This is a genomic window from Saccharothrix sp., assembly GCF_031180885.1.
Taxonomy (GTDB): Bacteria; Actinomycetota; Actinomycetes; order Mycobacteriales; family Pseudonocardiaceae; genus Actinosynnema.
The window spans coordinates 113,664-134,529 of the sequence record NZ_JAPSLK010000002.1 but is presented as its reverse complement, the minus strand read 5'-3'; the positions used below and the strand labels follow the sequence as shown (position 1 = coordinate 134,529).

The following is a 20,866-nucleotide window of genomic DNA, read 5'->3' as shown; positions in this document are numbered from 1 at the left end:
TGGAAATTGGTATGGACATTTTTGGACGTCCGGCGGCCGGGGGTCGGCTGATCGCTGGGACGTTTCGCCGCCTCGCCGCGGGGTAGACCACTCCACAGTGGACGCAGTGTGACTGTGGCCGTCACTCGAACGTGGAGTGTCGGTGTCATACGGGCGACGAGGTGAACCATGAGCGGATGGGGTGGGCGGATCGCAAGTCTGGTGGGCATGATTGCGGCTGTGCTCGTGACGCCCACCGCCGGCAGTTCCTACGTCGGGGTCGGGGACGCGCAGTCGTTCTGGCTGCACCTCAACGGCACCCCCACCCCAGAGTGGATGTTGGCCGCCGAAGCCCGGCGGCACGCCTACATCGTGCTCAACGCCTGGGAAGGCGACATCGCGCGCCGCGTCAAGGGCTACAACCCGAACGTGCAGGTCTTCGTCTACAAGGACCTCTCCTCGACCCGCAGCTACGCCTGCCGCAACGGCGTGGACGACAAGCACCTCCCCACCGGCGTCGGCTACTGCGCCGCCGACCGCGACCACCCCGAGTGGTTCCTGGAGAACGACAAGGGCAAGCGCCTGGAGTACGACGGCTACCCGGGCCACTGGCAGATGGACGTCGGCAACACCGCCTACCAGAACACCTGGGCCGACAACGTGATCGCCGACGCCAAGGCCGGCGGCTTCGACGGCGTGTTCATGGACAACGCGCTCTTCGCCTGCGACACCTACCACGAGCGCGTCTGCCCGAAGAAGTACCCGACCGACGCCGAGTTCCAGACCGCGTACCGGCAGATGCTGGCCAACACCCGCCCCAAGTTCACCGAGGCCAAGCTCAAGACCGTCGCCAACCTGTCCAACGCCCGCCTGCACACCGGCGCCTGGGACGCCTACACCGAACACCTCGACGGCGGCTTCGACGAGTGGTGGATCGCGTTCTCCAACGACAACCTGCTCCCCGACTACGAGCAGGGCTGGAGCCGCCAGGTCGCCGAGATCGCGGCCAACGAGCGGCGCGGCAAGATCACGTGGGTGCAGCCGCACTTCAGCCCCACCCGCGACCAGCCGCTGCGGTACGCGATGGCCAGCTACTTCCTGGTCGTCGGCGACAAGGCCGCCATCGCGGAGATCGAGAAGACCGACGACTACGGCGACCCGACCGCCCGCGACCCCATGTACCACTGGAACCTCGGCACCGCCGAGCACCCGTACCGCGAGATCGCGCCCAAGGTCTTCCGGCGCGACTTCACGTGCGGCGCGGCGATCGTCAACGCCAACCCGACCAAGTCGCCGCCGGTGCGCATCGAGTTGGGCGAGCCCTACGCCGACGAGCGCAACGTGCCGGTCACCGCCGTCTCGCTGTCGGGCACGTCCGGCACCGTGCTGCGGAAGTCGTGCTGATCCCGCGCGTAGCGTGGCGGGCGTGACGATCACGAGCCTGCACCACGTGGGGCACGTCGTGCGCGACATCGCCCAGGCCATGACCCTGTACCGCCGCCTCGGCTTCGCCCTGCCACCGCCGAGTTGCCCGGCGCTGTCCCCGAGCGAGGGCGCGGTCCCCGAGCCGTTCGGCGCGGCCAACACCCACGCGGACTTCCCCAGTGACTTCCTGGAACTGGTGACCCCGGTCGCCGCCAGCGTTCCCGCAGACGCGAAGCTCGTGCCGCTCCAGGCGCCGTCGGACGTGCTGCCCGTCCTGCTGGAACGGATCACCGCCACCACCGCCGGCCTGGCCGCGCACCTCGACCGGTTCGAGGGCCTGCACATCCTGATGTTCTCGACGCCAGACATCGACGCCACCGCGGCCCGCCTCACCGCCGGCGGTGTACCCCACGGCGGTGTCAACACGGTGCAGCGGCCCACGGAAACCGGGCTGGAAACCGTGCGCTACCTGGAACTGGACGACTTGCCGGAGGGACGGGTCGGCGTGGTGGCGGACCTTGACCCGGAGTTCCAACACGCCCGCGTGCTGGACCACCCGAACGGCGCGACCGGTCTGGCCGAAGCGGTCCTGTGCGTGGACGACCTCGACGCCGCCGAATCTCGCTACGCCACCTACCTGGGCGTCCCGGCCACGCGTTCCGGCGTGTTCGACCTGGGCCGCGCGCGCCTCACCCTGACCAGCGACCTGGACGCCCTGCTGCCCGGCGAACGGACACGTCCCGGGCTCGCCGCCTGCGCGGTGACCGTGAGCGACCTCGGTCAGACCGAGGATTTGTTGCGCACCAACGGTTTCACGGTCGCCCGCACGTCCGAGGGCGACCTGTTCGTCCCGGCCCGCGAAGCCCTGGGAGCCGCCATGGTCTTCCGCGCCGGCCGCTGAGGCGGCCGGCCTCCGGCCCCCGCTTCCATGATCTCACGGGGGACCGACAATTCCGGGCGTGTGGGTCGGCGGTACGTGGGCGGGGGCTGATGCGGGCCGTTGAGCCGACGGTACGGGGGCGGGGCCGGCGGCCGGGGAGCCGGCGGTGGGTCGGGTCGGCCCACCGCCGGGGGTTACGCGTTCGCCACGGCGAGGTCCTGGGGAGTCTCCGCTGCGGGCGCGGGACGTTCGCGGCGGGGCCTTCGCCGGGTGAGCAGGGCGTAGGCCACCGCGCCGAGCAGGCCCGCGAGCGCCAGGCCCGCGCCCAACCCGAGACCCGGCGGGGTCCAGCGGATCGTCACCTCGCCGCCCTCGACATCCGCGGGCAGGTCCACGATGAGCACGCCTGCCGGACCCTGGCGGGTGGGCAGCTCGCGGCCGCCGAGTTCCGCCCGGTAGCCCGGCCAGGCCAGGCGCGCGAAGACCAGCGAGCCCGGGTTGCGGTCCTTGGTGAACTTCACCGACTCGTCCCGGTCGTCCGGCGACACGTCCGACGTCACCTTCACCCCGGGGGAGGCGTAGGACAACCGGCCGCCCGGCCACGGCAGCGGCTGGTCGCGGCGCAGGGACGTGTGCGTGGCGGTCCGGTCGGCGATCCGCCACCCCGGCGGGGCCTGCACGTCGGGCAGCACGTCGTTCTGCACCACGATCGTGCCCACCCGCAACAGGTCCACCAGCGGACGCCCGTCCACGGCGGTCGGCGCGAGGATCTGCCCGAAGCTGCCCGCGCACGTCGTGCCCTTGTAGTTCATGCAGGTCGCGGTGGCGAACTCGCGGAAGGACATGCCCGAGTACGACCCGGTGGACTTCAGGTCGGCCACCAGGCCGACGTTGCCCGGCAGGACGGTCCCCACCGGGAACGTCGTCCCGTCGTGCGGCAGCGCCTGCGCCTTCAGTTCCGACACCTTCTTGGGGAACCCGTACCCCGCCACGTCCAGGTTCACCGGGAACCACGACGTCTGCAGGAACAGCGCCGCCCCCACGCCCGCGACCAGCGCCGCGTACGTCGCCTGCGGCCGGACCCACCGGGCCAGCGCCACGGCCACCGCGACCCCGACGGTCAGCAGGGCCAGCGCCACCGCGTGCTGCCGCCACTGCCACGGCTGCGCCGCGAAGCTCAGCCACCCCGACAACAGCAGCGCCGCCACCGTCAGGCCCACCCGCCGTCGGACGTGGTCGAACCGCGGCCCGCCGGTGAACGCCACCGCGAACAGCACGCCGATCGCCAGGTACACGACCTCCAGGTGGCGCAGGGGGAACCGGAACATCCACATGTTCGACGGACCCGCCGCCAGCAGCGCGTACGCGACGAGCACGACGAGCACGCCGGCCAGTTCCCGCCACCGCTCGCGCAGCCGCCGCCAGTGCAGCCACGGCAGCAGCGGCACCACGAACCACGCGAAGTACACGCCCGGCGAGCGCAGCCGGTAGTCCAGGCTGAACGTCCGGATCATCGGCCGGTGGCTGGGCATGCTCATCGACAGCAGGTCCGACAGCCGCGGCATCAGGATGCCGTCGCTGGCGAACCCCTGCCCCGCCCGCATGGTCACCGACGAGGTCCCCAGCAGCGGCAGGTACACCAGCGGCACGAACATCGCCACCAGCCCGCCGATCAGGAACAGCCGGACCAGCGCCGACCGGTCCCGCCGCAGCCAGTTCTCCACCAGCAGCGCCGCCAGCACCACGCACACGCCCAGCAGGCCGTACGGGTTGCCGGTGGTCACCGCGAGCGCCCCGAACAGGATCGCCCACAGCGGGCTCGACGCGCCCCGGGCCGCCCGCCGCGCCGCCCACCACGTGTAGGGCAGCCACGCGAACGCCATCAGCCCGGCCACCCACGACGAGGTGTCGAAGTACAGGGTGAACCCGCTGAACGGCAGCGCGATCGCGACCACCGCCGCCGGCCCGCGCCCCGCGCCGTGCTCCCGGCACACCAGGTAGACGCCCAGCGCCAGCAGCGCCAGGATCTCCGACTTCACCACCAGCGCGGCCAGGCCCAGGTCGTCGAACCGGGACACCAGGATGAAGTTGCCCAGGTTGACCGGGTTCCAGATGCCGAACAGCGCCTCGGCGGGCAGGTTGCCGCCCATCCAGCCGTCGACGTCCAGCAGCGGCGGCCAGTCGCCGTTGAGGAGCCGTTGCCCCAAGTGGTGCCAGGTCGGCATGAACTGCACCGCGCTGTCGTCCCACACGTAGAACACGCGGTTGCGCAGGTACGGCACCTGCGCGAGCAGCACGACAGCGGCGCACACGCCGAACGCGACCAGCGGGCCCCACACCCGCCGGTGGACGAGCGTCGTCACGACGTCCGTTCCTCTTCCCTGACCGGTGGCGCGGCGGGCTTCGACCGTCCGGTGAGCACCAGCTGCGCGACGATGAACGTGAACGGGATCGCCACCGCGGCGGCGAGCAGGGGAGCGACCCGCTGGTTGACCGCGAACCACGTGACCAGCACCCACAACCCCGTGGTGGTCACCACGAAGTTGGTCGCGTTGGACAGCGGGAACAGCAGGAAGGTCTTCCACGACGGCTTCGTGCGGAAGGTGAAGAAGCAGTTCATGAAGTACGAGCCGACCATGGCCAGCACGAACGCCACGATGTGCGCCGCCATGTACGGCAGCGCCAGCTTCAACAGCAGGTAGAGCCCGTAGTAGACGGCCGTGTTGAGCACGCCGACCAGTCCGAACCGGACGATCCGGCCGAGTTTGGCGGTCACGGCGTGGACCGCTCCGCGAACGGACCCGCGACGACCTCGCCGCGCACCTCGGCCGCGTGCTCGGGCAGCTCACGTCCCAGCGGCAGGGTCACCGGGATGTGGCCCGCGCCCGCCGACTCCTTGACCAGGAAGTGCGGCCGGCGCTTGGACTCGAAGTAGATGCGGCCGACGTACTCGCCGATCACACCCAGGAACAGCAGTTGCAAACCGCCCAGCACCAGCACCGCGCACATCAGCGTCACGTAGCCGGGCGCGTCGACGCCGTTGCGGACGGCGTCCACCAGCACCCACACCGCGTAGGCGAACGCCAGGACGGTGACCAGCCCGCCCAGGTAGATCGCCACGCGCAGCGGCTTGGAGTTGAACGACACCACGCCGTCGATGCCGTAGTTGAGCAGCTTGCGGAAGGTCCAGCTGCTGCTGCCGGCCGCGCGGGTGACGTTCTCGTAGTCGATCACGGCGGTGTCGAAGCCGATCCAGGCGAACAGGCCCTTGGAGAACCGGTTCGCCTCGCCCAGCGACAGCAGCGCCTGCACCGCGCGCCTGCTCAGCACGCGGAAGTCGCCGACGCCGTTCTCCAGCTCGACGTCGATGACCTTGTTGATCATCTTGTAGTACAGGGTCGACACCAGCTTGCGCAGCGTCGCCTCGCCCTTGCGGGTGCGCCGGGCGATGACCTGGTCGTAGCCCGCGCCGATCATCTCGACCATGCGGCCGAGCAGCTCCGGCGGGTGCTGGAGGTCGGCGTCCATGATCGCCACGTAGTCGCCGGTGGCGTGGCTCAGCCCGGCGAGCATGGCCGCTTCCTTGCCGAAGTTGCGGCTCAGGGCGAGGTACTTGAAGCGCGGGTCCCGCTCGGCGATCGTGCGCAGCAGGGGCAGCGTCTTGTCGGTGCTGCCGTCGTCGACGAGCAGGACCTCGAAGTCCCCGCCCAGCGGCGGGAGGACCTGGCTCAGCGCCGCGTACAGCTCTTCCAGCCCGGCTTCTTCGTTGAAGCACGGCACCACGACTGAGATGCGCACAACTCCCCTTGAACCCCTGTTGGACGAGTACCGCTGGGACTATCGGCGGCGGCCCTCACCCATTACCGACGCCGGACACCCGTATTGCGTTGCTTTGTCCGTACTGCTCGCTCCCGCCCGCCATTCTGTCGGTAGCCTGTCGGGCGCCGACAGGCGGGGATGGGGGCGGCAGTACCGATGGTTCGTGCACGACCGGTCGCGGTGTTCGTCGCGCTCGTCCTCGCGCTGGTCGTGGCCTGCGCCGAACCCGCCGACGACCCGGCCGGCGCGACCGAAGTGGCCTACCTCCAGGTGGTCGCCCACCACGACGACGACATCCTGTTCATGAACCCGGACGTGCGCGACGCGGTCCGGTCCGGTCGGCGGCTGATGACGGTGTTCGTCACCGCCGGCGAGGCCGAGGTGCCCGACGCCAACGGCTACTCGGCGTCCCGCCAGGCCGGGGCGCGGGCGGCGTACGCGCGGATGGCGGGCGTGCCCGATGAGTGGGACGGCGCGGCCATGGACCTGGTTGGCGGCCGGGTCGGGGAGCGCTACACCCTGAAGGCGAAACCACAGGTCACGCTGGTGTTCCTGAACCTGCCCGAGGACGCCGACCCGCGCGCCGACGGCGGCCGGGGCGCGCTGCGGCGGCTGTGGGAGGACCGGGCGGGCGGCGTGGTCAAGGTGGACACGCTCACGCCGACCGGCGGCAAGATGCCCGAGCCGTCCACCTACACCGGCAACGCCCTGATCCGCGTCCTGGTCAAGCTCATGGACGGCTTCCGGCCCACCGTGCTGCGCGTGCAGGACAGCGACCCGGACCCGGACTACCCGCAGTGGCAGCCCTGGCACGACCACCCCGACCACGTCATGAGCGCCCGGTTCGCCGAGGAGGCGGCCCGCGTCTACCAGCGGTCCCCGAAGCGCCCGCGCCTGGTGGTGGTCGGCTACCGGGACTACAACATCGACCAGGCGCCGGTGAACCTCTCGCCGGACCAGCAGAACGAGAAGATCTCCGACTTCGCGGCCTACCAGGCCCACGACCGCTACGCCGCCGGCCACCCGTCCTACGACGCCTGGCCACGGCGCATGTACTACCGCTGGAACCGGGGCACCACGTGGGTGGGCGCGTTCGACGACGGTCTGCGCGCCTACGCGGCCCAGGGCAAGCGGCTCCTGGGTTGGCGCCAGTCCGGCGACCGCTGGGAACGCCTGTCCGACCTGGGTTCGCCCGGTGGTCCGCTGGCCTTCGGCCTGTCCGTTGTGCGAGGTCGGCACGGTCCCACGGTGTGCGCCCGCCGGCTGGACACCAGGGTCGTCGTCTGCCGGGACGACCGGGGCTGGTACGACCTGGGCAGTCCCGACCCGCGCGATCGCCGGGTGGGCACGCCCGCCGCCGCGGCGTACGCGGACGGGCGGGTGGCGGTGTTCGTGCGCGACGCGGGCGGCGGGGTGAGCCGGACCGAGCAGGACGCCGACGGCCGCTGGGGCGCGTGGTCCCGGCTGGGCGGTTCGGGCGTGGTGGACGGGCTGGCCGCGGTGACCGGTCCGTCGGGGCAGCCCGAGGTGTTCGGGACGACGGTGTCGTCGGTGGTCCACTGGGCCGGGACGTGGGACTCGTCCTACCCGTCGACCACGCCCGCCTCGCCGCCGAGCGTGGCGGTGGGTCCGGACGGGTCCGTCACGGTCGTGCACACCGTGGCGGGGACGGGCGAGATCGTGCGAACCACCCGATCGGGTGGAAGTTGGTCGCCTCCGGTGCGGACTCCCGGCCCCGGCGGCCCTGGCCAGCCGGCGGCGGTTCACGCCCGCGAGGGTGTCGTTGTCGTCGGCCGGGATGCCACGGGGGCGGTGTCGGTGAACGGCACGTCGGTCGGCGGCCGGCCGCTCGACTACCCGACCGCCGCCGCGGACAAGGACGGTCGAGTGGTCCTGCTGGCGATCGGGGCGGACGGGCGGCTGCACACCTCGTCCCAGCAGGACGGTGGCCGGTTCACGCCGTGGCAGCCGGCCGGTTGAGCGCCTGCCTGTGAGATGGTGGGCGCGTGAGAGACCGTGGTCGGGTGCCGTTGGACGACATCGTCCGGCTTCGTCGCGCCCGCGACACCATGGACCGGGACTACGCGGAGCCCTTGGACGTCCCCGCGCTGGCGAGGGTCGCGCTCATGTCGCCGGGCCACTTCTCGCGCAGCTTCCGCGCGGCCTTCGGGGAGACGCCCTACAGCTACCTCATGACCCGGCGCATCGAGCGGGCCAAGGCGTTGCTCAGGCGCGGTGATCTGTCGGTCACGGAAGTCTGCTTCGCGGTCGGCTGTACGTCGCTGGGGTCGTTCAGCACGCGGTTCACCGAGTTGGTGGGGGAGAGCCCCAGCGCGTACCGGGCGCGGGACCACGAGGACGGTGCGGCCATCCCCGCGTGCCTCGCGAAGATGTACCTGCGACCGATCAGGAACGGAGAAGCGAAACCGGGTCCCCGGTCGTAGGTTGGCCGGCATGGACATCAAGGTTTCCACCTGTTTCATCGCGGTCGACGACCACGACAAGGCGCTCGCCTTCTACCGGGACGCCCTCGGCCTGGAGGTGCGCAACGACGTCTCCTACGAGGGGATGCGGTGGGTCTCGGTCGGCTCGCCCGACCAGCCTGACCTGGACATCGTGCTCGAACCGGCGGTCGCCACACCCGACGCCACGGCCGCCGACCGGGACGCCGCCGCCGAACTGCTGGCGAAGGGCCTGCTGCGCGGGGTGATCTTCACGACCTCCGACGTCGACGCGACTTTCGAGCGGGTCCGCGCGGCCGGCGGCGAGGTGCTCCAGGAGCCGATGGACCAGCCCTACGGCGTGCGCGACTGCGCGTTCCGCGACCCGGCGGGCAACATGCTGCGGATCAACCAGAAGTAGCCGTCACCCCGCGCCGATGCACACGAAGCCGGACGGGCCGACCTCCAGGTGGGCCTCCGCCAACGCCTGAGCCGGCGACGCGCCCGCGGCCAGGTGCCGGTGCACTGCGGTCATCAACGGCTTGGTCTCGGTGTCCGGGATCGGCACCACGGAGGCGATCACCCGGGCCGTGCCGCGTTCGATGAACGTGGCGCTCAAGCCCAGCAACTCGTCCCCAAACACCACGACCGACCGCCCCACGTCGCACGCGGCGAGCACGACGGTGTCCGGCACCCGCTTGAGCCGCTGCACGTCGTGGACGTTGAGCCGGCCGTCGTGCAGCAGCAGCGCGGAGAACAGCGGGTTGTCCGGGGCCAGCACGCCGTGCGCGGCGAGGTGCGCGGTGCCGGCGGTCTCCAGGGCCGCCGGCACCGCCTCGACGGTCGCCTCGCCGTCCACCAGCGCGGCCCGGCCGTGGATCGCGGCGACGGCCTCGGCCTCCTCCCGCGCGCCGGGCAACCCCGGACCGCCCGCCACCACGACCTCGCGCGCGGACGGCGGCCGGGTCGCGGCCCGGTGCCACAGCGCCGCCGACGGCGACACCGCCACCGGGCGGCCGGCGCACGACGGCAGGACCGACCACGGCAGGCTGTGCAGGACCCCGGTCGGCACGACCACCAGCGGCCGGCCGGCCGGGAACGGCAGCAGCAGTGCGTCCAACCGCGCCGCCACGTCCCGCAGCAGCGCCGAGGCTCGCGCGGACGTGCCACCGGCCAGCCGGCGCAGCGCGAACGGCACCCGTTCCAGCAGGCCCGCGACCTCGGCGGCGGAGGCCAGGTCGTGCCGGCGCAGCCGGCCGTCCACCAGGGACAGCGCCAGCAGCCGGTCGTCCACCTGCACGTACTCCACCAGCAGGCGGTCACCCAGCGCCGCCGACAGCTCCCGCACCCGCACCGGAGCGGGAACCCGGTCGGACCGTTCGACCCGCAACAACCGGCTCCGGTCACGGATGCGGCGTTCCAGCTCGACCTGGCGGCGCACCAGCCCACCGGTCTGCCGACCCTCAGCGCGCGCCCGCTCCAACTCGGCGGTCGTGGCGCGCAGCCGGGGGAGCAGGGCGGCCAGCCGCGGATCGTCCGGCGGCCGGACCGGGCGCACCAGGAACCGACTGGCCCGCCCGCGCTCGGCCCACTCGAACACGCCCGCCGGACGTCCGGTCAGCGCGATCCGCAGACCCACGTCCACCAGGTCCGCCCGGTGCGCGGCCGAGTAGGCGCGCAGGTCGCTGGCGGCCGGCGCGGCGTGGTGCTCGTCCAACACCCGCAGACCGTTGCGAGCCGCCCGAAGCGCCCCCACAACATCTCCAGCACTCCGGCGGGCCAACGCTTCCGCGTACCAGCCACGAGCCCGCAACGTCGCCGGACCGCGCCGCCGGACCCGTGCCGCTTCCGCCAGGTACCGGGCCGCCGCCTCGGGTCGTCCGCGCAGCTCCGCGAGCCGCGCCGCGTCCAACCGGGCCTGCACCGCCGCCAACGGACGGCCGGACGCGGCCAGCACGGCGACCGTCGCGTCGACCTCACCCGCCGCCACCCGATCCGGCGCGCCCGCCCCCAACGTCGCTTGGAGCAGACACGCGCGACAACGCGACCCACCGCGCCCGCCCCTGACCACCGAATGCGCGCAACGCGGTCCGGGCGTGCGCGGCGGCGGTCGGCCAGTCCGTTCGGACAGCGCGACCTGGGCCAGCAGCAACTGCATCTCCGGCACCTTGAGCTTGCGCCCGTACCGGCGGAACGCCTCGACGGCCCGTTCGGCGGCGTGCCGCGCCTCGGTCATCAGCCCGACCGACAGCAGCAGCGCGGCCCGGTCCTGGAGCACGGCCGCGACCTGCCCGCCCTGGCGGTCGATGATCCGCTCGGCCTCCTCGAAGGCGGCGAGCGCCGCCGGCACGTCGCCGCGCAGCCCCGCCACGTACCCGATGTTGCCGGTGATGATCCCGACCGCCAGGTCCCGGGCGATGGCGTCGGCCTCGGCCAGGTCCCGCCGCGCCGCCTCGAAGTCGCGCCGCTCGGCCTGCAGCAACCCCCGGTTGACGATGGTCCGCTGCACGCCCAGCCGGTCCCCGGCCCGCCGCAGCGCCGGGACGGCGGCCTGGTAGTCGGCGAACGCCTCGTCCAGCCGCCCGATGTGGTAGAGGATCGCGCCCCGCTGCGCCCGCGCCTTCGCGCCCGCCTGCCCGGTCAGCACCGAGATCGCCGCGTCGATCTCCCGCAACGCCGACCGCGTGGACCCGCGCTGGGCCAGCACGAACGCCATCTTCATCCGGCTCTGCCCGACGATCTCCGGCCGCCCGGCCCGCTCGCCGTAGCGCACCGACCGCCGCAGGTGCCGGATGGCGTCGTCCACCGCCCCGGTCTGCATGAGCGCGTGCCCCCACGCCTGCTCGGCGACCGCCACCGCCTCGACGTCCCGCTCCCGCTCGGCCCGCCGCAGGGCGCGCTGCGCGGCGGGCACCGACCGAGCGGGGTTGGCGTCGGCGAGCCGCATCGCCTCCCGCGCCTCCTCGACCGCGGAGTGCGACGACATGCCCCACAGCCTGCCCGGAGATCACCCCGCCGCCAACGCATCACGGCGCCTCGTTGCCGCATCAACACCCAGGAGTGACCCCGCACCGCGCGCACTGGGGGTCCTGCGGTGCGGGGTTTCTCTACGATGGCTGGATGGTCATCGTGCGCGAGGTCCGGTCATGAGCAACGTCGAGGCGACACCGGTCGAACTGGTCTGCGGCGCCACCACCGCCCACCGCCCGGTGGAGGTGCTGAAGCCCCGCGACGTCCCGCTGGGCGGCCCGCGCGCGATGTCCGTCCGCCGCACGCTGCCCCAACGCGAGCGGACCATGATCGGCGCCTGGTGCTTCGCCGACCACTACGGCCCCGACGACGTCTCCGAAACCGGCGGCATGGACGTGGCCCCGCACCCGCACACCGGCTTGCAGACCGCGAGCTGGCTGTTCACCGGCGAGATCGAACACCGCGACAGCCTGGGCGTGCACGCCATGGTCCGCCCCGGCGAGCTGAACCTCATGACCGGTGGCGCCGGCATCTGCCACTCCGAGGTCTCGACGAGCAACACCACGATCCTCCACGGCGTCCAGCTCTGGATCGCCCTCCCGGACGCGCACCGGCACGCCCCGAGGAACTTCCAACACCACGCCCCGGCCCCGATCACCATCGACGGCGCCACCGTGCGAGTCTTCCTGGGAACCCTCTGCGGCGAGACCTCCCCCGTGGAGACCTACTCTCCTCTCCTGGGCGCAGAACTGGTCCTAGCCCCTCACGCGGACCTGACCCTCGCCGTGAACCCCGAACACGAACACGGCCTCCTGCTCGACCAGGGCACCGCCACCCTCAACGGCACCCACCTCACCCCCGGCGAACTCGCCTACACCGCCACCGGCCCCACCACCCTCCACGTGACCAACCCGGGCGACACCCCGGCGAGGGCGGTCCTGCTGGGCGGCACCCCGTTCGGCGAGGAAATCGTCATGTGGTGGAACTTCGTAGGCCGGACCCACGAGGAGATCGAGGCTTTCCGCGCCGAGTGGCAAGCCGAATCCCCCCGCTTCGGCAAGGTGACCGGCTACCCGGGCGACCGCCTCCCCGCCCCACCCCTCCCCACGGGCCGCCTCCGCCCCAGGGGCAATCCCGCCTAGAACGACCCCAGGAACAGGTCGCGGAACGAGTTCATAGGGGACACCGAAGCCCCGTCCCCAGGCCGCAACCCTTCCGTCCACCCCCACCCGGCGGCCTTGTCCACCACCGCCGCATCCCGCGCCACCACCGACACCGGCACGTCCCGCGACCCCGAACCCCCGGTCACCACCTGAGCCGGCTGGTGGTCACCCAGGAACAGCAACACCAGGTCGTCGTCCCCGTACTCCTCGACGTACGACACCAGCGCCTCCACCGAGTACTCCACCGACTGCCCGTAGTCCGCCCGCACCTGCCGCGGGTCCCGGCTGAAGATCGCCTCCGACGCCACCTCGCCCGACGCCATCGACCCGAAGACCGACCCGTCACCCAACGACTCCCAAGGCACCATCCGCGGCAACGGCGACCACGGCGCGTGCGACGTCACCAACGGGATCGTCGCCATCACCGGCCGATCCCGCCCGCCCTCGATCCGATCCCGCCCGCCCTCCAACCGCTGGAAAGCCTCCAGGGTGAACTGGTCCGGCGTCGTCGCGTACCCGAACCGCGGCCCCCGGTACCCGAGCCGGTCCGCCGGGTACACGCAGTCGTACCCGAAGAACGCCCCCTCCGGCCACGCCCGCGTGATGCCCGGCATGACCCCGACCGTCCGCCACCCAGCCCGCCGGAACGCCCCGTTCAACGTCAGCCGGTCGCTGCTCACCAACGTCCGATAGCGCTGCTGGTTGTCGATCCACAGCCCGGACAGCAGGGTCGCGTGCGCCAGCCAACTCCCGCCACCCGCCGTGGACGAGGTCAGGAACCCGCTCCGCGTCCCGAACCCCGCCGCGCCCAACCGCCGCGTCCCGTCCTCCAACACCCGCACCACACCCTGGTCGTCCAGCGCGACCCGCCCATAACTCTCCACAAAGACAACCAGGACGTCCTTGCCCCGCAACGAAGTCAGCAACCGCTCACCGGGCACGTCCCGGAAAGCGTCCACAGAGGCCGAACCCGCGAACGCCTCACGGTCGTGCAACCCCGCCCGCACCTGCCGCGCGTGCTCGTACACGAAGGACGCCGCGCTCTCCGACGCCACCGGCACCCCCGGCACCGCCAAAGTGATCCACACGACCGCCAACGCCGCCACGCCCCGGGTCGCCACGACCCTGCGCCGCACCGCGATCCGGCTCAACCGCAGCACCGCGAGCACCGTCACCCCGACCACCCCCACCGCCGCGGCGACCGCCCCGACCACCACCGCACCCGCCGCCACCGGCCCGGCCGTCACCGACACGAAGTCCACCGCGGGCTCGAACATCGGCCAGTCCAGGACCAGGTCGAACGGCCGGTACAACACCAGGTCGAACCCGATGTCCAGCACCTTCACCACCGCGACGCACCCGAGCACGACCCCGCCGACGCCTGCCACCACCCACCGCAGCCGACCCGGCACGACCAGCACGAGCATCACCCCGAGCAGCCCCTCGACCGGCACCCGCGCGAACGCCGCCACCCGGAACTGGTCCAGATCACCGGGCGCCACCAGCGCGAACAACACCAGCAACCCGGCCAGCGCGCTCAGCACCCGCGAGCGCCACCCCACCCGCCGGTCCACCACGAACTCGTCCACCCCCGGGACAACGCACCCCCGCCACACCCGGTTCAGACCCGCCCCTGTTCTACGGTGAACCCCGTGACCCGCCCCCACGTCCTGCTCAGCGTCGCGGTCAGCCTCGACGGCTACATCGACGACGGCGGCGCGGACCGCTTCCCCCTGTCCAACGCCGAGGACTTCGACCACGTCGACCGCCTCCGCGCCGAATCCGACGCCATCCTGGTCGGCGCGGAAACCCTGCGCCGCGACAACCCCCGCCTCCTGGTCAACAGCGCCACCCGCCGCGCCGACCGCGTGCACAGCGGCAAACCCGAGTACCCGCGCAAAGTCACCGTCACCCGATCCGGCGACCTCGATCCGAACTTCCTCTTCTGGCACCACGGCGGCGACAAACTCGTCTACACCACCGACCACGGCCGCGAAACCGCTCAGGCCAACCTCGGCGACCTCGCGACCGTCGTCAGCCTCGGCCACCGCGTCGACTTCGCCCGACTCCTCGACGACCTGGCCGGACGCGGCGTCGAGCGGCTGATGGTGGAAGGCGGTGGGCGCATCCACACCGCCTTCCTCGAAGCGGGCCTGGCCGACGAGATCCGCGTGGCGGTCGCGCCCATGCTGATCGGCCGGGCCGACGCGCCCCGGTTCCTGCACCCGGCGCAGTTCCCAGGTGGTCCCGCGCGGCGCTTCCACCTGGCGGACGTGTCCCGGCTCGGTGATGTCGCGGTCCTGCACTACTTCCCGAAGACCTGAGCGACGACGGCCTTGACGGTGTCCCGCCGCGACACCGCGACCACCAGCGCCACAACGCCCAGCAGCGCGGGCAGTTGGGCGTCCCCGTTGTCCAACAGGAACAGTTCCGTCGACACCGCCCCGACCATCACCCCGAACAGCCCCAGGGCCGCCAACCCGCACAACCGGGGGATCAGCAGCCCCAGCGCGCCGGCGATCTCCAGCGTTCCGGTCAGGTAGCGCAGCCACTGCCCGAAGCCGATCTCGTCGAACTTCTTCACGAAGTCGTCCCCGAACAGCAGCCACCCGCTGTAGAGGAAGTAGGCGGCCAGCGCGAGCTGGAGCGCCCACACGACGATGTTGCCCACCTTCACCGGAACCGACGCGGTCTGGTCAGACACGGGTGCATCCCTTCATCGGCGCGGTCCCCACGACCGCGCGAACCCTGTTCCGCCACAGCCACCGCACGTCGCGGCCGAACGACCACACCAGGGCGGCCAGCGCCAACGCCACCAGCGCGCCGGCGGAAGGCACCGCGACGGCCAGCACCAGCAGAACGCCCTGCATCGCCGCCACGGTCTTGCGCGCGAAGCTCGGCGGCAGCTCCCCGCGCAACCACGGCGCCACCCACGACGCCGCCACGAACACGTACCGCATGACGCCGATCGCCAGCGCCCACGGGCCGAACACCAGCGCGGCGTGCACGCTGAGCACGAAGATCAGGAACGCGTCGACCTCCATGTCGAACCGGGCCCCCAGCGGCGACGACGTCCCCGTCCGGCGCGCCACCCGCCCGTCCACGAAGTCCAACGCCAACGCGACCGCCGCCAGCCCGACCACCACAGCCGTCGCACCCCCGACCCCCACGGCCGACGCGAACCCGACCCCCACGGCCCGGTCGACGACCAGCGCGGTCACGCCGCCCACCAGCAGGCCGCGGGCCAGCGTCACCCGGTCGGCGGGTCCGGGCGCGCGGACCCCGGCCTTCGCCATCGCCGCACCCAGCAGCACCCACGTGGCCAGCCCGTACGCCAGGCCCGCGAGCCAGCCCAGCGGACCCAGTCCGATCACGCCGTCGAGTCCGGCGAGCAGCAGGACCTGGGCGCCCGCCCACGCGGCCTGTTCCGGGACGGCCGGCGCGGCGGTGTGCTGAAGTGTGCTCATCGTGCCCCTCGGTCGTTTTTCGGAGGTTGCTGGATGACACGCTCCGCGAGGGCGGTTTGGTTCACCGGACCGGGCAAGAGCGAGATCCGCCCCGTCCGGATCCCCGACCCCGGACCCGAGGACGTCCTGGTCCGGACGCTGTTCAGCGGGGTCAGCCGGGGCACCGAATCGCTCGTCCTGCACGGCGGGGTGCCCGCGAACCAGCACGACGTGATGCGCGCCCCGTTCCAGGAGGGCGAGTTCCCGTGGCCGGTCAAGTACGGGTACCTCAACGTCGGCGTGGTCGAACAAGGCCCGCCGGACCTGCTGGACAAGCCGGTGTTCTGCCTCTACCCGCACCAGACGCACTACGTGGTCCCCGCGTCCGCCGTGACCCCGGTGCCGCCGACCGTGCCACCGGAGCGCGCGGTGCTCGCGGGCACCGTCGAGACCGCCGTGAACGCCCTCTGGGACGCCCGTCCGATGGTCGGCGACCGGGTCGCGGTGGTCGGCGGCGGCATGGTCGGCTGCGCGGTCGCCGCCCTGCTGGCCGACTTCCCGGGCATCCGTCTCCAATTGGTGGACACCGACCCGTCCCGCGCGTCCGTCGCCGACGCCCTGGGCGTCGAGTTCACGCAACCCGCCGACGCCCGCCCAGACCTGGACCTGGTCGTGCACGCCAGCGCGTCCGAGGCAGGTCTGGAAACCGCGCTCGGACTGCTCGCGCCCGGCGGCACGGTCGTGGAGCTGAGCTGGTACGGGTCGCGGCGGGTCGCCGTGCCGCTGGGGGAGCACTTCCACTCGTGGCGGCTGACCGTGCGGGGCAGCCAGGTCGGCACCGTCGCCCGGTCGGACCGCACGCACGGCGAACGCATGGCCCTGGCCCTCGACCTGCTCGCCGACCCCCGGTTCGACGCGCTGATCAGCGGCGAGAGCCCGTTCGAGGAGCTGCCGGACGTGCTCACCCGCCTGCCCGCGCTGTGCCACCGCGTTCGGTACGGTGCCGGGGCATGATCACCCTGGCGACGACCGAGGACGTGCGGGCGCGCGGCGCGGCGGTCGCGGTGCTCCCGGTGGGCAGCTTCGAGCAGCACGGCCCGCACCTGCCGCTGGCCACCGACACGATCATCGCGTGCACCATCGCGAACGCGATCGCCGACGCCCACCCGGTCCGACTCCTGCCGCCGATCACGATCTCCTGCTCCCACGAGCACGCCGCGTGGCCCGGCACGGTCAGCATCTCGGCCCGCACCCTGCACGCGGTCGTCACGGACATCGCGGAGTCCCTGCGCGGTCTCCCGCTGGTGGTCGTGAACGCGCACGGCGGCAACTACGTGCTGTCCAACGTGGTGCAGGAGTCGCCGCGGATGGCCCTGTACCCGACCTCGGCGGACTGGGCGGACGCCCGCGCGGCGGCCGGCATCGAGACCCCGTCGAACACCGACATGCACGCCGGCGAGATCGAGACGTCGATCCTCCTGCACGCCCACCCCGAGGTCGTGCGCCCCGGCTACGAGACGAGCGATCACGTGGCCGACGACCGCCGGCACCTGCTGACCACCGGCCTGGCCCCGTACACCGCGTCGGGCGTGGTCGGCCGGCCGTCCCGCGCGTCAGCCGACAAGGGCCGGGACCTGCTCGCGGCGCTGGTCGGCGGGTTCGCCCGGCACCTCGCGACGCTGTAGCAGGGTGAACGCGCCCGGCAGGCTCGCCGCGAACGCCAACACCCCGTAGACCACGGCCGTGGTCACGCCGAGCGCCGCGCCCAGCCCGGTGGCCCCGAACGCCACCGCCAGGAACGCCTCCCGCGGTCCGAACCCGCCGACGTTCACCGGGATGGCCATCACCACCAGCGCGAGCAGCGCCAACGGCACCAGGTCCCCGAGCGGCGCGGCCACCCCGGCCGTCCGCGCCGCCACCACGAACAACCCGACGTGCCCCGCCGTGGTGGCCGCCGAGAACAACAAGACCCGCCCCGACAACACCTCCCGAGCCCGCCGCGACAACGCGAACCCGAGCACCCCCACGCCGAGGCCCGCGATCAACACGTCCCGCCCCGGCACCCCCGGCACCGGCCACACCACCAGCGCGACCACCGCCAAGACCACCAGCACGACCTGCCCGGCGAACCGCTCCACCACGACGGCCCGCACACCCCGCTTGACGTCCCCGACCCCGCGCCCGTGCCGGACCGCCCGGTGGACGTCCCCGAGCACCCCGGCGGGCAGCACGGCGTTGAGGAACAACCCCTGGTAGTAGTCTACGACCGCGCCACGCACCCCGATCGCCAACCCCATCCCGCGCACCACCTCACACCACCGCAGCGCGCTGAACACCGTGGTCACGGCCCCGATCACCAGCGCCGCCCCCACCGCCCACCACTCGACAGCCCTGATCCCGTCGAGGAACGCCCCGGCCCCGACCTTCAGCCCGAGCGCCCCCAAAACGACGACCGCCACCCCAACCCGCACCACCGCCTTCACGGCCCCGGCACGCGGTCGCCCCGGGCTCACCCCGCCGCCGCTGCCCGCGCTCACCCCGCCACTCGGGGTCACCCCCGGCACCGCCAGCAGGTCCACGTGGTGCACCACGGCCCGAACCGCCTCCCGCCGCCGCAGGTACCCGACCGCCTCGCCGCGCAACCCGGGTTCCTGCTCGCACGCCGCCTCCACCCACCCGCGCAACCACTCCCGGCACAACGCCCCCGGCTCCAGCCGCCACGGACTCGGCCGCGTCTCCACCGACGCCCCCAGCCCCTCGAAGGCCGCCACCGCCACCTTCGCCGCGTCCGGCCCCAGCAGCCCGTTCCGCCGCTGGTGGTCGTTGAAGGCGTCCTGGAAGCGCACGTCGAGCGGCTCGGCCGGGTCCAGCTCGACCCGACCCACCACCGACAGCGTGAACAGCGCGGGCACACCGGCTTCTACGCAGGCGGCGACCAAGGAGTTCACCTGGTCGCGGGTGAGCAGGTCCAGCAGCGCCGACGCCGTGACCAGCGACGCACCCGCCAGGTCCGCCGCGCGCAACGAGGTCAGGTCGCCCAACCGCGTCTCGACCGTCACCCCGCTCATGGACGCCCCGCTCATGGACGCCTCTGCCAGTTCCAGCAGCCGCGGGTCGCGGTCGTGCAGCACCCAGTGCTGACTGACACCCAGCCGCGCGGAGAGCCACCGCCCCATCGATCCCGTGCCACACCCCAGGTCACGGACGACGGCCGGGTTCCGGTTCACCAGGCCCCGAACCCGGTCGGCCAGCTCGCTCGACCGCGCCCGCGCGTCGGCCCCTTCCCGCAGTGCCAGCCATTCCGGCGCGAATCCGCTCATGCGCGCAGACTAGCCAGCACCACCCCTACGCCCTTGACCGTTTCGTCCCATGTGGACAACTCCGCCCGTCTCGCCAACGCCGCCGCACGCAGCCCGGTCCGCAGCTCAGCGTCCTCGAACCACCGGCGCAAAGCTCCCGACCACGCGGCCACGTCACCGCTTGGCAACAGCAGCCCACCCGCCCCCAACGCGTCAGGCACCTCGCTAGCGATCACCGGCACACCCCGAGCCAGCGCCTCCGTCACCACCATCCCGTACGTCTCGGCCCGCGAGGCCAGCACGAACAAGTCCGCAGCGTCGTACTGGTCGTCCAACGCACGTCCCACCAGCGGCCCAGCCCACTCGAACCGCTCGGCACAGGGCTCGGCCAACTCCTGCACGAACCCCCAATGCCCCGGATCAGGCGCAGGCCCCACCACCGCACACGTCCACGGATGATCAGCAACCCCCACCAACGCCTTGACCAGCACGTCATGCCCCTTACGCGGCGTCACCGACGCCACGCAGAGCAACCTCGACACCCCGTCGGTTCCCCGCGCCACCGGCGCCGGATCAACCCCCGGCGGCACCACGTGCACACGCGCCAACCCATGCCGCTCGACCAGCCGCGCACCCGCACGAGCACTGGTGGCGATCACCGCCGCCACCGCCCGCGAACACCGACCTTCGGCCTCGTCCAACCGAGCCGCCACCTCAGGCGACAGCCCCGTCTCCTCGGCCAACGGCAAGTGCACCAACACCACGAGCCGCAACCGCCCGACATGCCGCAGAACGACCTCGGGCACCCCGCACGCCACCAGCCCGTCGAGCAGCACCACCTCGCCGTCCGGCACACCCGCCAACGCCCGGTCCAACTCCCGCCGCGACGCCTCCGACGGCCGCGGCCAGGCGCCGGGCACGAGGAGGTCCCTCGTGCCCAGGCCCGCCGACACCCGCCGGTCGTAGCCGTTGCCGCCGCTGGGCGCGGCGGGGTCGGCCACACCGGCGGGCAGCACGAACCAATCGGTCACAGCGCCCGCTCGTAGCTCGCCCAGGCCACGTGCGACTCGTGCAACGTGACCTCGATGCCGCTCAGGCCGAGCGCTCCCGGCCCCAGCGCGCCTTCGTGGACGCGGTCGGCGAGCCGGTCGGCGATGTGCCGGGCGAGGAACTCGGTCGAGGTGTTGATCCCGGCGAACTCGGGCACCTCGTCGAGGTTCCGGTAGTTCAACGCGGCCAGCACCGCACCCAGTTCGCGGGTGGCCAGTCCGATGTCGACGACGATGTTGTCCGAATCGAGATCGTCTCGTTTGAACCTCGCGTCGACCACGAACGTTGCTCCGTGCAGGCGTTGCGCCGGGCCGAACACCTCGCCGCGGAAGCTGTGGGCGACCATCACGTGGTCGCGGACGGTGATGCTGTACAGGGTGACCTCCACCGGGTG

Annotated in this window: 19 protein-coding genes; 9 read left to right on the top strand and 10 right to left on the bottom strand. The window is 72.6% G+C overall.

Annotation, left to right across the window (positions count from 1 at the left end):
- Positions 1 to 168 precede the first annotated feature (168 nt).
- Both RIN75_RS04905 and RIN75_RS04900 read left to right on the top strand, forming a co-directional pair.
- Positions 169 to 1,383 (top strand): putative glycoside hydrolase, encoded by a 1,215-nt coding sequence (locus RIN75_RS04905; protein WP_309110551.1) that lies wholly within the window; start codon positions 169 to 171, stop codon positions 1,381 to 1,383.
- 22 nt (positions 1,384 to 1,405) lie between these two features.
- Positions 1,406 to 2,305, top strand: coding sequence for a VOC family protein (locus RIN75_RS04900; RefSeq protein WP_309110550.1), 900 nt, complete (start codon positions 1,406 to 1,408; stop codon positions 2,303 to 2,305).
- Positions 2,306 to 2,478: 173 nt separating this feature from the next.
- On the opposite strand, the gene RIN75_RS04895 is transcribed toward RIN75_RS04900, so the two are convergent.
- From RIN75_RS04895 to RIN75_RS04885, 3 genes are read right to left on the bottom strand one after another with little or no spacing between them, the layout of a single operon-like run.
- Positions 2,479 to 4,647 (bottom strand): hypothetical protein, encoded by a 2,169-nt coding sequence (locus tag RIN75_RS04895; RefSeq protein WP_309110549.1) that lies wholly within the window; start codon positions 4,645 to 4,647, stop codon positions 2,479 to 2,481.
- Positions 4,644 to 5,060, bottom strand: a complete 417-nt coding sequence (locus RIN75_RS04890) for a GtrA family protein (protein ID WP_309110548.1) — start codon at positions 5,058 to 5,060, stop codon at positions 4,644 to 4,646. Before RIN75_RS04890 ends, RIN75_RS04895 begins: the two co-directional genes overlap by 4 nt.
- On the bottom strand, positions 5,057 to 6,082 hold the full coding sequence (locus tag RIN75_RS04885; protein WP_309110547.1) for a glycosyltransferase family 2 protein: 1,026 nt from the start codon (positions 6,080 to 6,082) through the stop codon (positions 5,057 to 5,059). The genes RIN75_RS04890 and RIN75_RS04885 overlap by 4 nt, the downstream gene beginning before the upstream one ends.
- Positions 6,083 to 6,259: 177 nt before the next feature.
- Here RIN75_RS04885 and RIN75_RS04880 point away from each other — a divergent pair, with 177 nt between their 5' ends.
- The 3 genes from RIN75_RS04880 (at position 6,260) to RIN75_RS04870 (ending at position 8,965) form a co-directional block, all read left to right on the top strand.
- Complete coding sequence (locus tag RIN75_RS04880; RefSeq protein WP_309110546.1) at positions 6,260 to 8,083, top strand: PIG-L family deacetylase; 1,824 nt, start codon at positions 6,260 to 6,262, stop codon at positions 8,081 to 8,083.
- Positions 8,084 to 8,172: 89 nt separating this feature from the next.
- On the top strand, positions 8,173 to 8,547 hold the full coding sequence (locus tag RIN75_RS04875) for a helix-turn-helix transcriptional regulator (RefSeq protein WP_375295918.1): 375 nt from the start codon (positions 8,173 to 8,175) through the stop codon (positions 8,545 to 8,547).
- 10 nt (positions 8,548 to 8,557) lie between these two features.
- Positions 8,558 to 8,965, top strand: coding sequence for a VOC family protein (locus RIN75_RS04870; RefSeq protein ID WP_309110545.1), 408 nt, complete (start codon positions 8,558 to 8,560; stop codon positions 8,963 to 8,965).
- A 3-nt stretch (positions 8,966 to 8,968) separates the two neighbouring features.
- Here RIN75_RS04870 and RIN75_RS04865 read toward each other — a convergent pair whose 3' ends face one another.
- On the bottom strand, positions 8,969 to 11,530 hold the full coding sequence (locus RIN75_RS04865; RefSeq protein ID WP_309110544.1) for a CHAT domain-containing tetratricopeptide repeat protein: 2,562 nt from the start codon (positions 11,528 to 11,530) through the stop codon (positions 8,969 to 8,971).
- A gap of 160 nt (positions 11,531 to 11,690) precedes the next feature.
- Between RIN75_RS04865 and RIN75_RS04860 the strand changes: the two genes are divergently transcribed.
- Positions 11,691 to 12,656 (top strand): pirin family protein, encoded by a 966-nt coding sequence (locus tag RIN75_RS04860; protein WP_309110543.1) that lies wholly within the window; start codon positions 11,691 to 11,693, stop codon positions 12,654 to 12,656.
- Here the strand turns inward: RIN75_RS04860 and RIN75_RS04855 are convergent.
- A complete protein-coding gene (locus RIN75_RS04855; RefSeq protein ID WP_309110542.1) occupies positions 12,653 to 14,266 on the bottom strand; it encodes a sulfatase in 1,614 nt (537 codons plus the stop codon). The genes RIN75_RS04860 and RIN75_RS04855 overlap by 4 nt on opposite strands.
- Positions 14,267 to 14,329: 63 nt before the next feature.
- Between RIN75_RS04855 and RIN75_RS04850 the strand changes: the two genes are divergently transcribed.
- Positions 14,330 to 15,001 (top strand): dihydrofolate reductase family protein, encoded by a 672-nt coding sequence (locus tag RIN75_RS04850; protein WP_309110541.1) that lies wholly within the window; start codon positions 14,330 to 14,332, stop codon positions 14,999 to 15,001.
- Here the strand turns inward: RIN75_RS04850 and RIN75_RS04845 are convergent.
- Together RIN75_RS04845 and RIN75_RS04840 are read right to left on the bottom strand one after the other, a co-directional pair.
- The gene (locus tag RIN75_RS04845; protein ID WP_309110540.1) at positions 14,983 to 15,381 is read right to left on the bottom strand and encodes a DoxX family protein; all 399 of its coding nucleotides are present in this window, start codon (positions 15,379 to 15,381) and stop codon (positions 14,983 to 14,985) included. The two genes, RIN75_RS04850 and RIN75_RS04845, sit on opposite strands and share 19 nt — an antisense overlap.
- Positions 15,374 to 16,144 (bottom strand): CDP-alcohol phosphatidyltransferase family protein, encoded by a 771-nt coding sequence (locus RIN75_RS04840; RefSeq protein ID WP_309110539.1) that lies wholly within the window; start codon positions 16,142 to 16,144, stop codon positions 15,374 to 15,376. The genes RIN75_RS04845 and RIN75_RS04840 overlap by 8 nt, the downstream gene beginning before the upstream one ends.
- A gap of 33 nt (positions 16,145 to 16,177) precedes the next feature.
- Between RIN75_RS04840 and RIN75_RS04835 the strand changes: the two genes are divergently transcribed.
- Together RIN75_RS04835 and RIN75_RS04830 are read left to right on the top strand one after the other, a co-directional pair.
- Positions 16,178 to 17,137 carry a zinc-binding alcohol dehydrogenase gene (locus RIN75_RS04835; RefSeq protein WP_309110538.1) on the top strand — a complete coding sequence of 320 codons (960 nt, stop codon included), beginning with the start codon at positions 16,178 to 16,180 and terminating at the stop codon, positions 17,135 to 17,137.
- The gene (locus RIN75_RS04830) at positions 17,134 to 17,808 is read left to right on the top strand and encodes a creatininase family protein (RefSeq protein WP_309110537.1); all 675 of its coding nucleotides are present in this window, start codon (positions 17,134 to 17,136) and stop codon (positions 17,806 to 17,808) included. The genes RIN75_RS04835 and RIN75_RS04830 overlap by 4 nt, the downstream gene beginning before the upstream one ends.
- Here RIN75_RS04830 and RIN75_RS04825 read toward each other — a convergent pair.
- From RIN75_RS04825 to RIN75_RS04815, 3 genes are read right to left on the bottom strand one after another with little or no spacing between them, the layout of a single operon-like run.
- The gene (locus RIN75_RS04825) at positions 17,737 to 19,443 is read right to left on the bottom strand and encodes a lysylphosphatidylglycerol synthase domain-containing protein (protein WP_309110536.1); all 1,707 of its coding nucleotides are present in this window, start codon (positions 19,441 to 19,443) and stop codon (positions 17,737 to 17,739) included. The two genes, RIN75_RS04830 and RIN75_RS04825, sit on opposite strands and share 72 nt — an antisense overlap.
- On the bottom strand, positions 19,440 to 20,453 hold the full coding sequence (locus tag RIN75_RS04820; protein WP_309110535.1) for a glycosyltransferase family 4 protein: 1,014 nt from the start codon (positions 20,451 to 20,453) through the stop codon (positions 19,440 to 19,442). Before RIN75_RS04820 ends, RIN75_RS04825 begins: the two co-directional genes overlap by 4 nt.
- Positions 20,450 to 20,848: a 6-carboxytetrahydropterin synthase gene (locus RIN75_RS04815; protein ID WP_309110821.1), complete on the bottom strand. Its 399-nt coding sequence runs from the start codon at positions 20,846 to 20,848 to the stop codon at positions 20,450 to 20,452. Before RIN75_RS04815 ends, RIN75_RS04820 begins: the two co-directional genes overlap by 4 nt.
- Positions 20,849 to 20,866 lie beyond the last annotated feature (18 nt).

What these genes read in the sequence shown, in the direction of transcription:
- RIN75_RS04875 (WP_375295918.1), top strand. Translation starts at nt 8,173, where the DNA reads ATGGACCGGGACTACGCGGAGCCCTTGGACGTCCCCGCGCTGGCGAGG.
- RIN75_RS04840 (WP_309110539.1), bottom strand. Translation starts at nt 16,144, where the DNA reads ATGAGCACACTTCAGCACACCGCCGCGCCGGCCGTCCCGGAACAGGCC.
- RIN75_RS04860 (WP_309110543.1), top strand. Translation starts at nt 11,691, where the DNA reads ATGAGCAACGTCGAGGCGACACCGGTCGAACTGGTCTGCGGCGCCACC.
- RIN75_RS04880 (WP_309110546.1), top strand. Translation starts at nt 6,260, where the DNA reads ATGGTTCGTGCACGACCGGTCGCGGTGTTCGTCGCGCTCGTCCTCGCG.
- RIN75_RS04835 (WP_309110538.1), top strand. Translation starts at nt 16,178, where the DNA reads ATGACACGCTCCGCGAGGGCGGTTTGGTTCACCGGACCGGGCAAGAGC.
- RIN75_RS04870 (WP_309110545.1), top strand. Translation starts at nt 8,558, where the DNA reads ATGGACATCAAGGTTTCCACCTGTTTCATCGCGGTCGACGACCACGAC.
- RIN75_RS04905 (WP_309110551.1), top strand. Translation starts at nt 169, where the DNA reads ATGAGCGGATGGGGTGGGCGGATCGCAAGTCTGGTGGGCATGATTGCG.
- RIN75_RS04825 (WP_309110536.1), bottom strand. Translation starts at nt 19,443, where the DNA reads ATGAGCGGATTCGCGCCGGAATGGCTGGCACTGCGGGAAGGGGCCGAC.
- RIN75_RS04865 (WP_309110544.1), bottom strand. Translation starts at nt 11,530, where the DNA reads ATGTCGTCGCACTCCGCGGTCGAGGAGGCGCGGGAGGCGATGCGGCTC.
- RIN75_RS04830 (WP_309110537.1), top strand. Translation starts at nt 17,134, where the DNA reads ATGATCACCCTGGCGACGACCGAGGACGTGCGGGCGCGCGGCGCGGCG.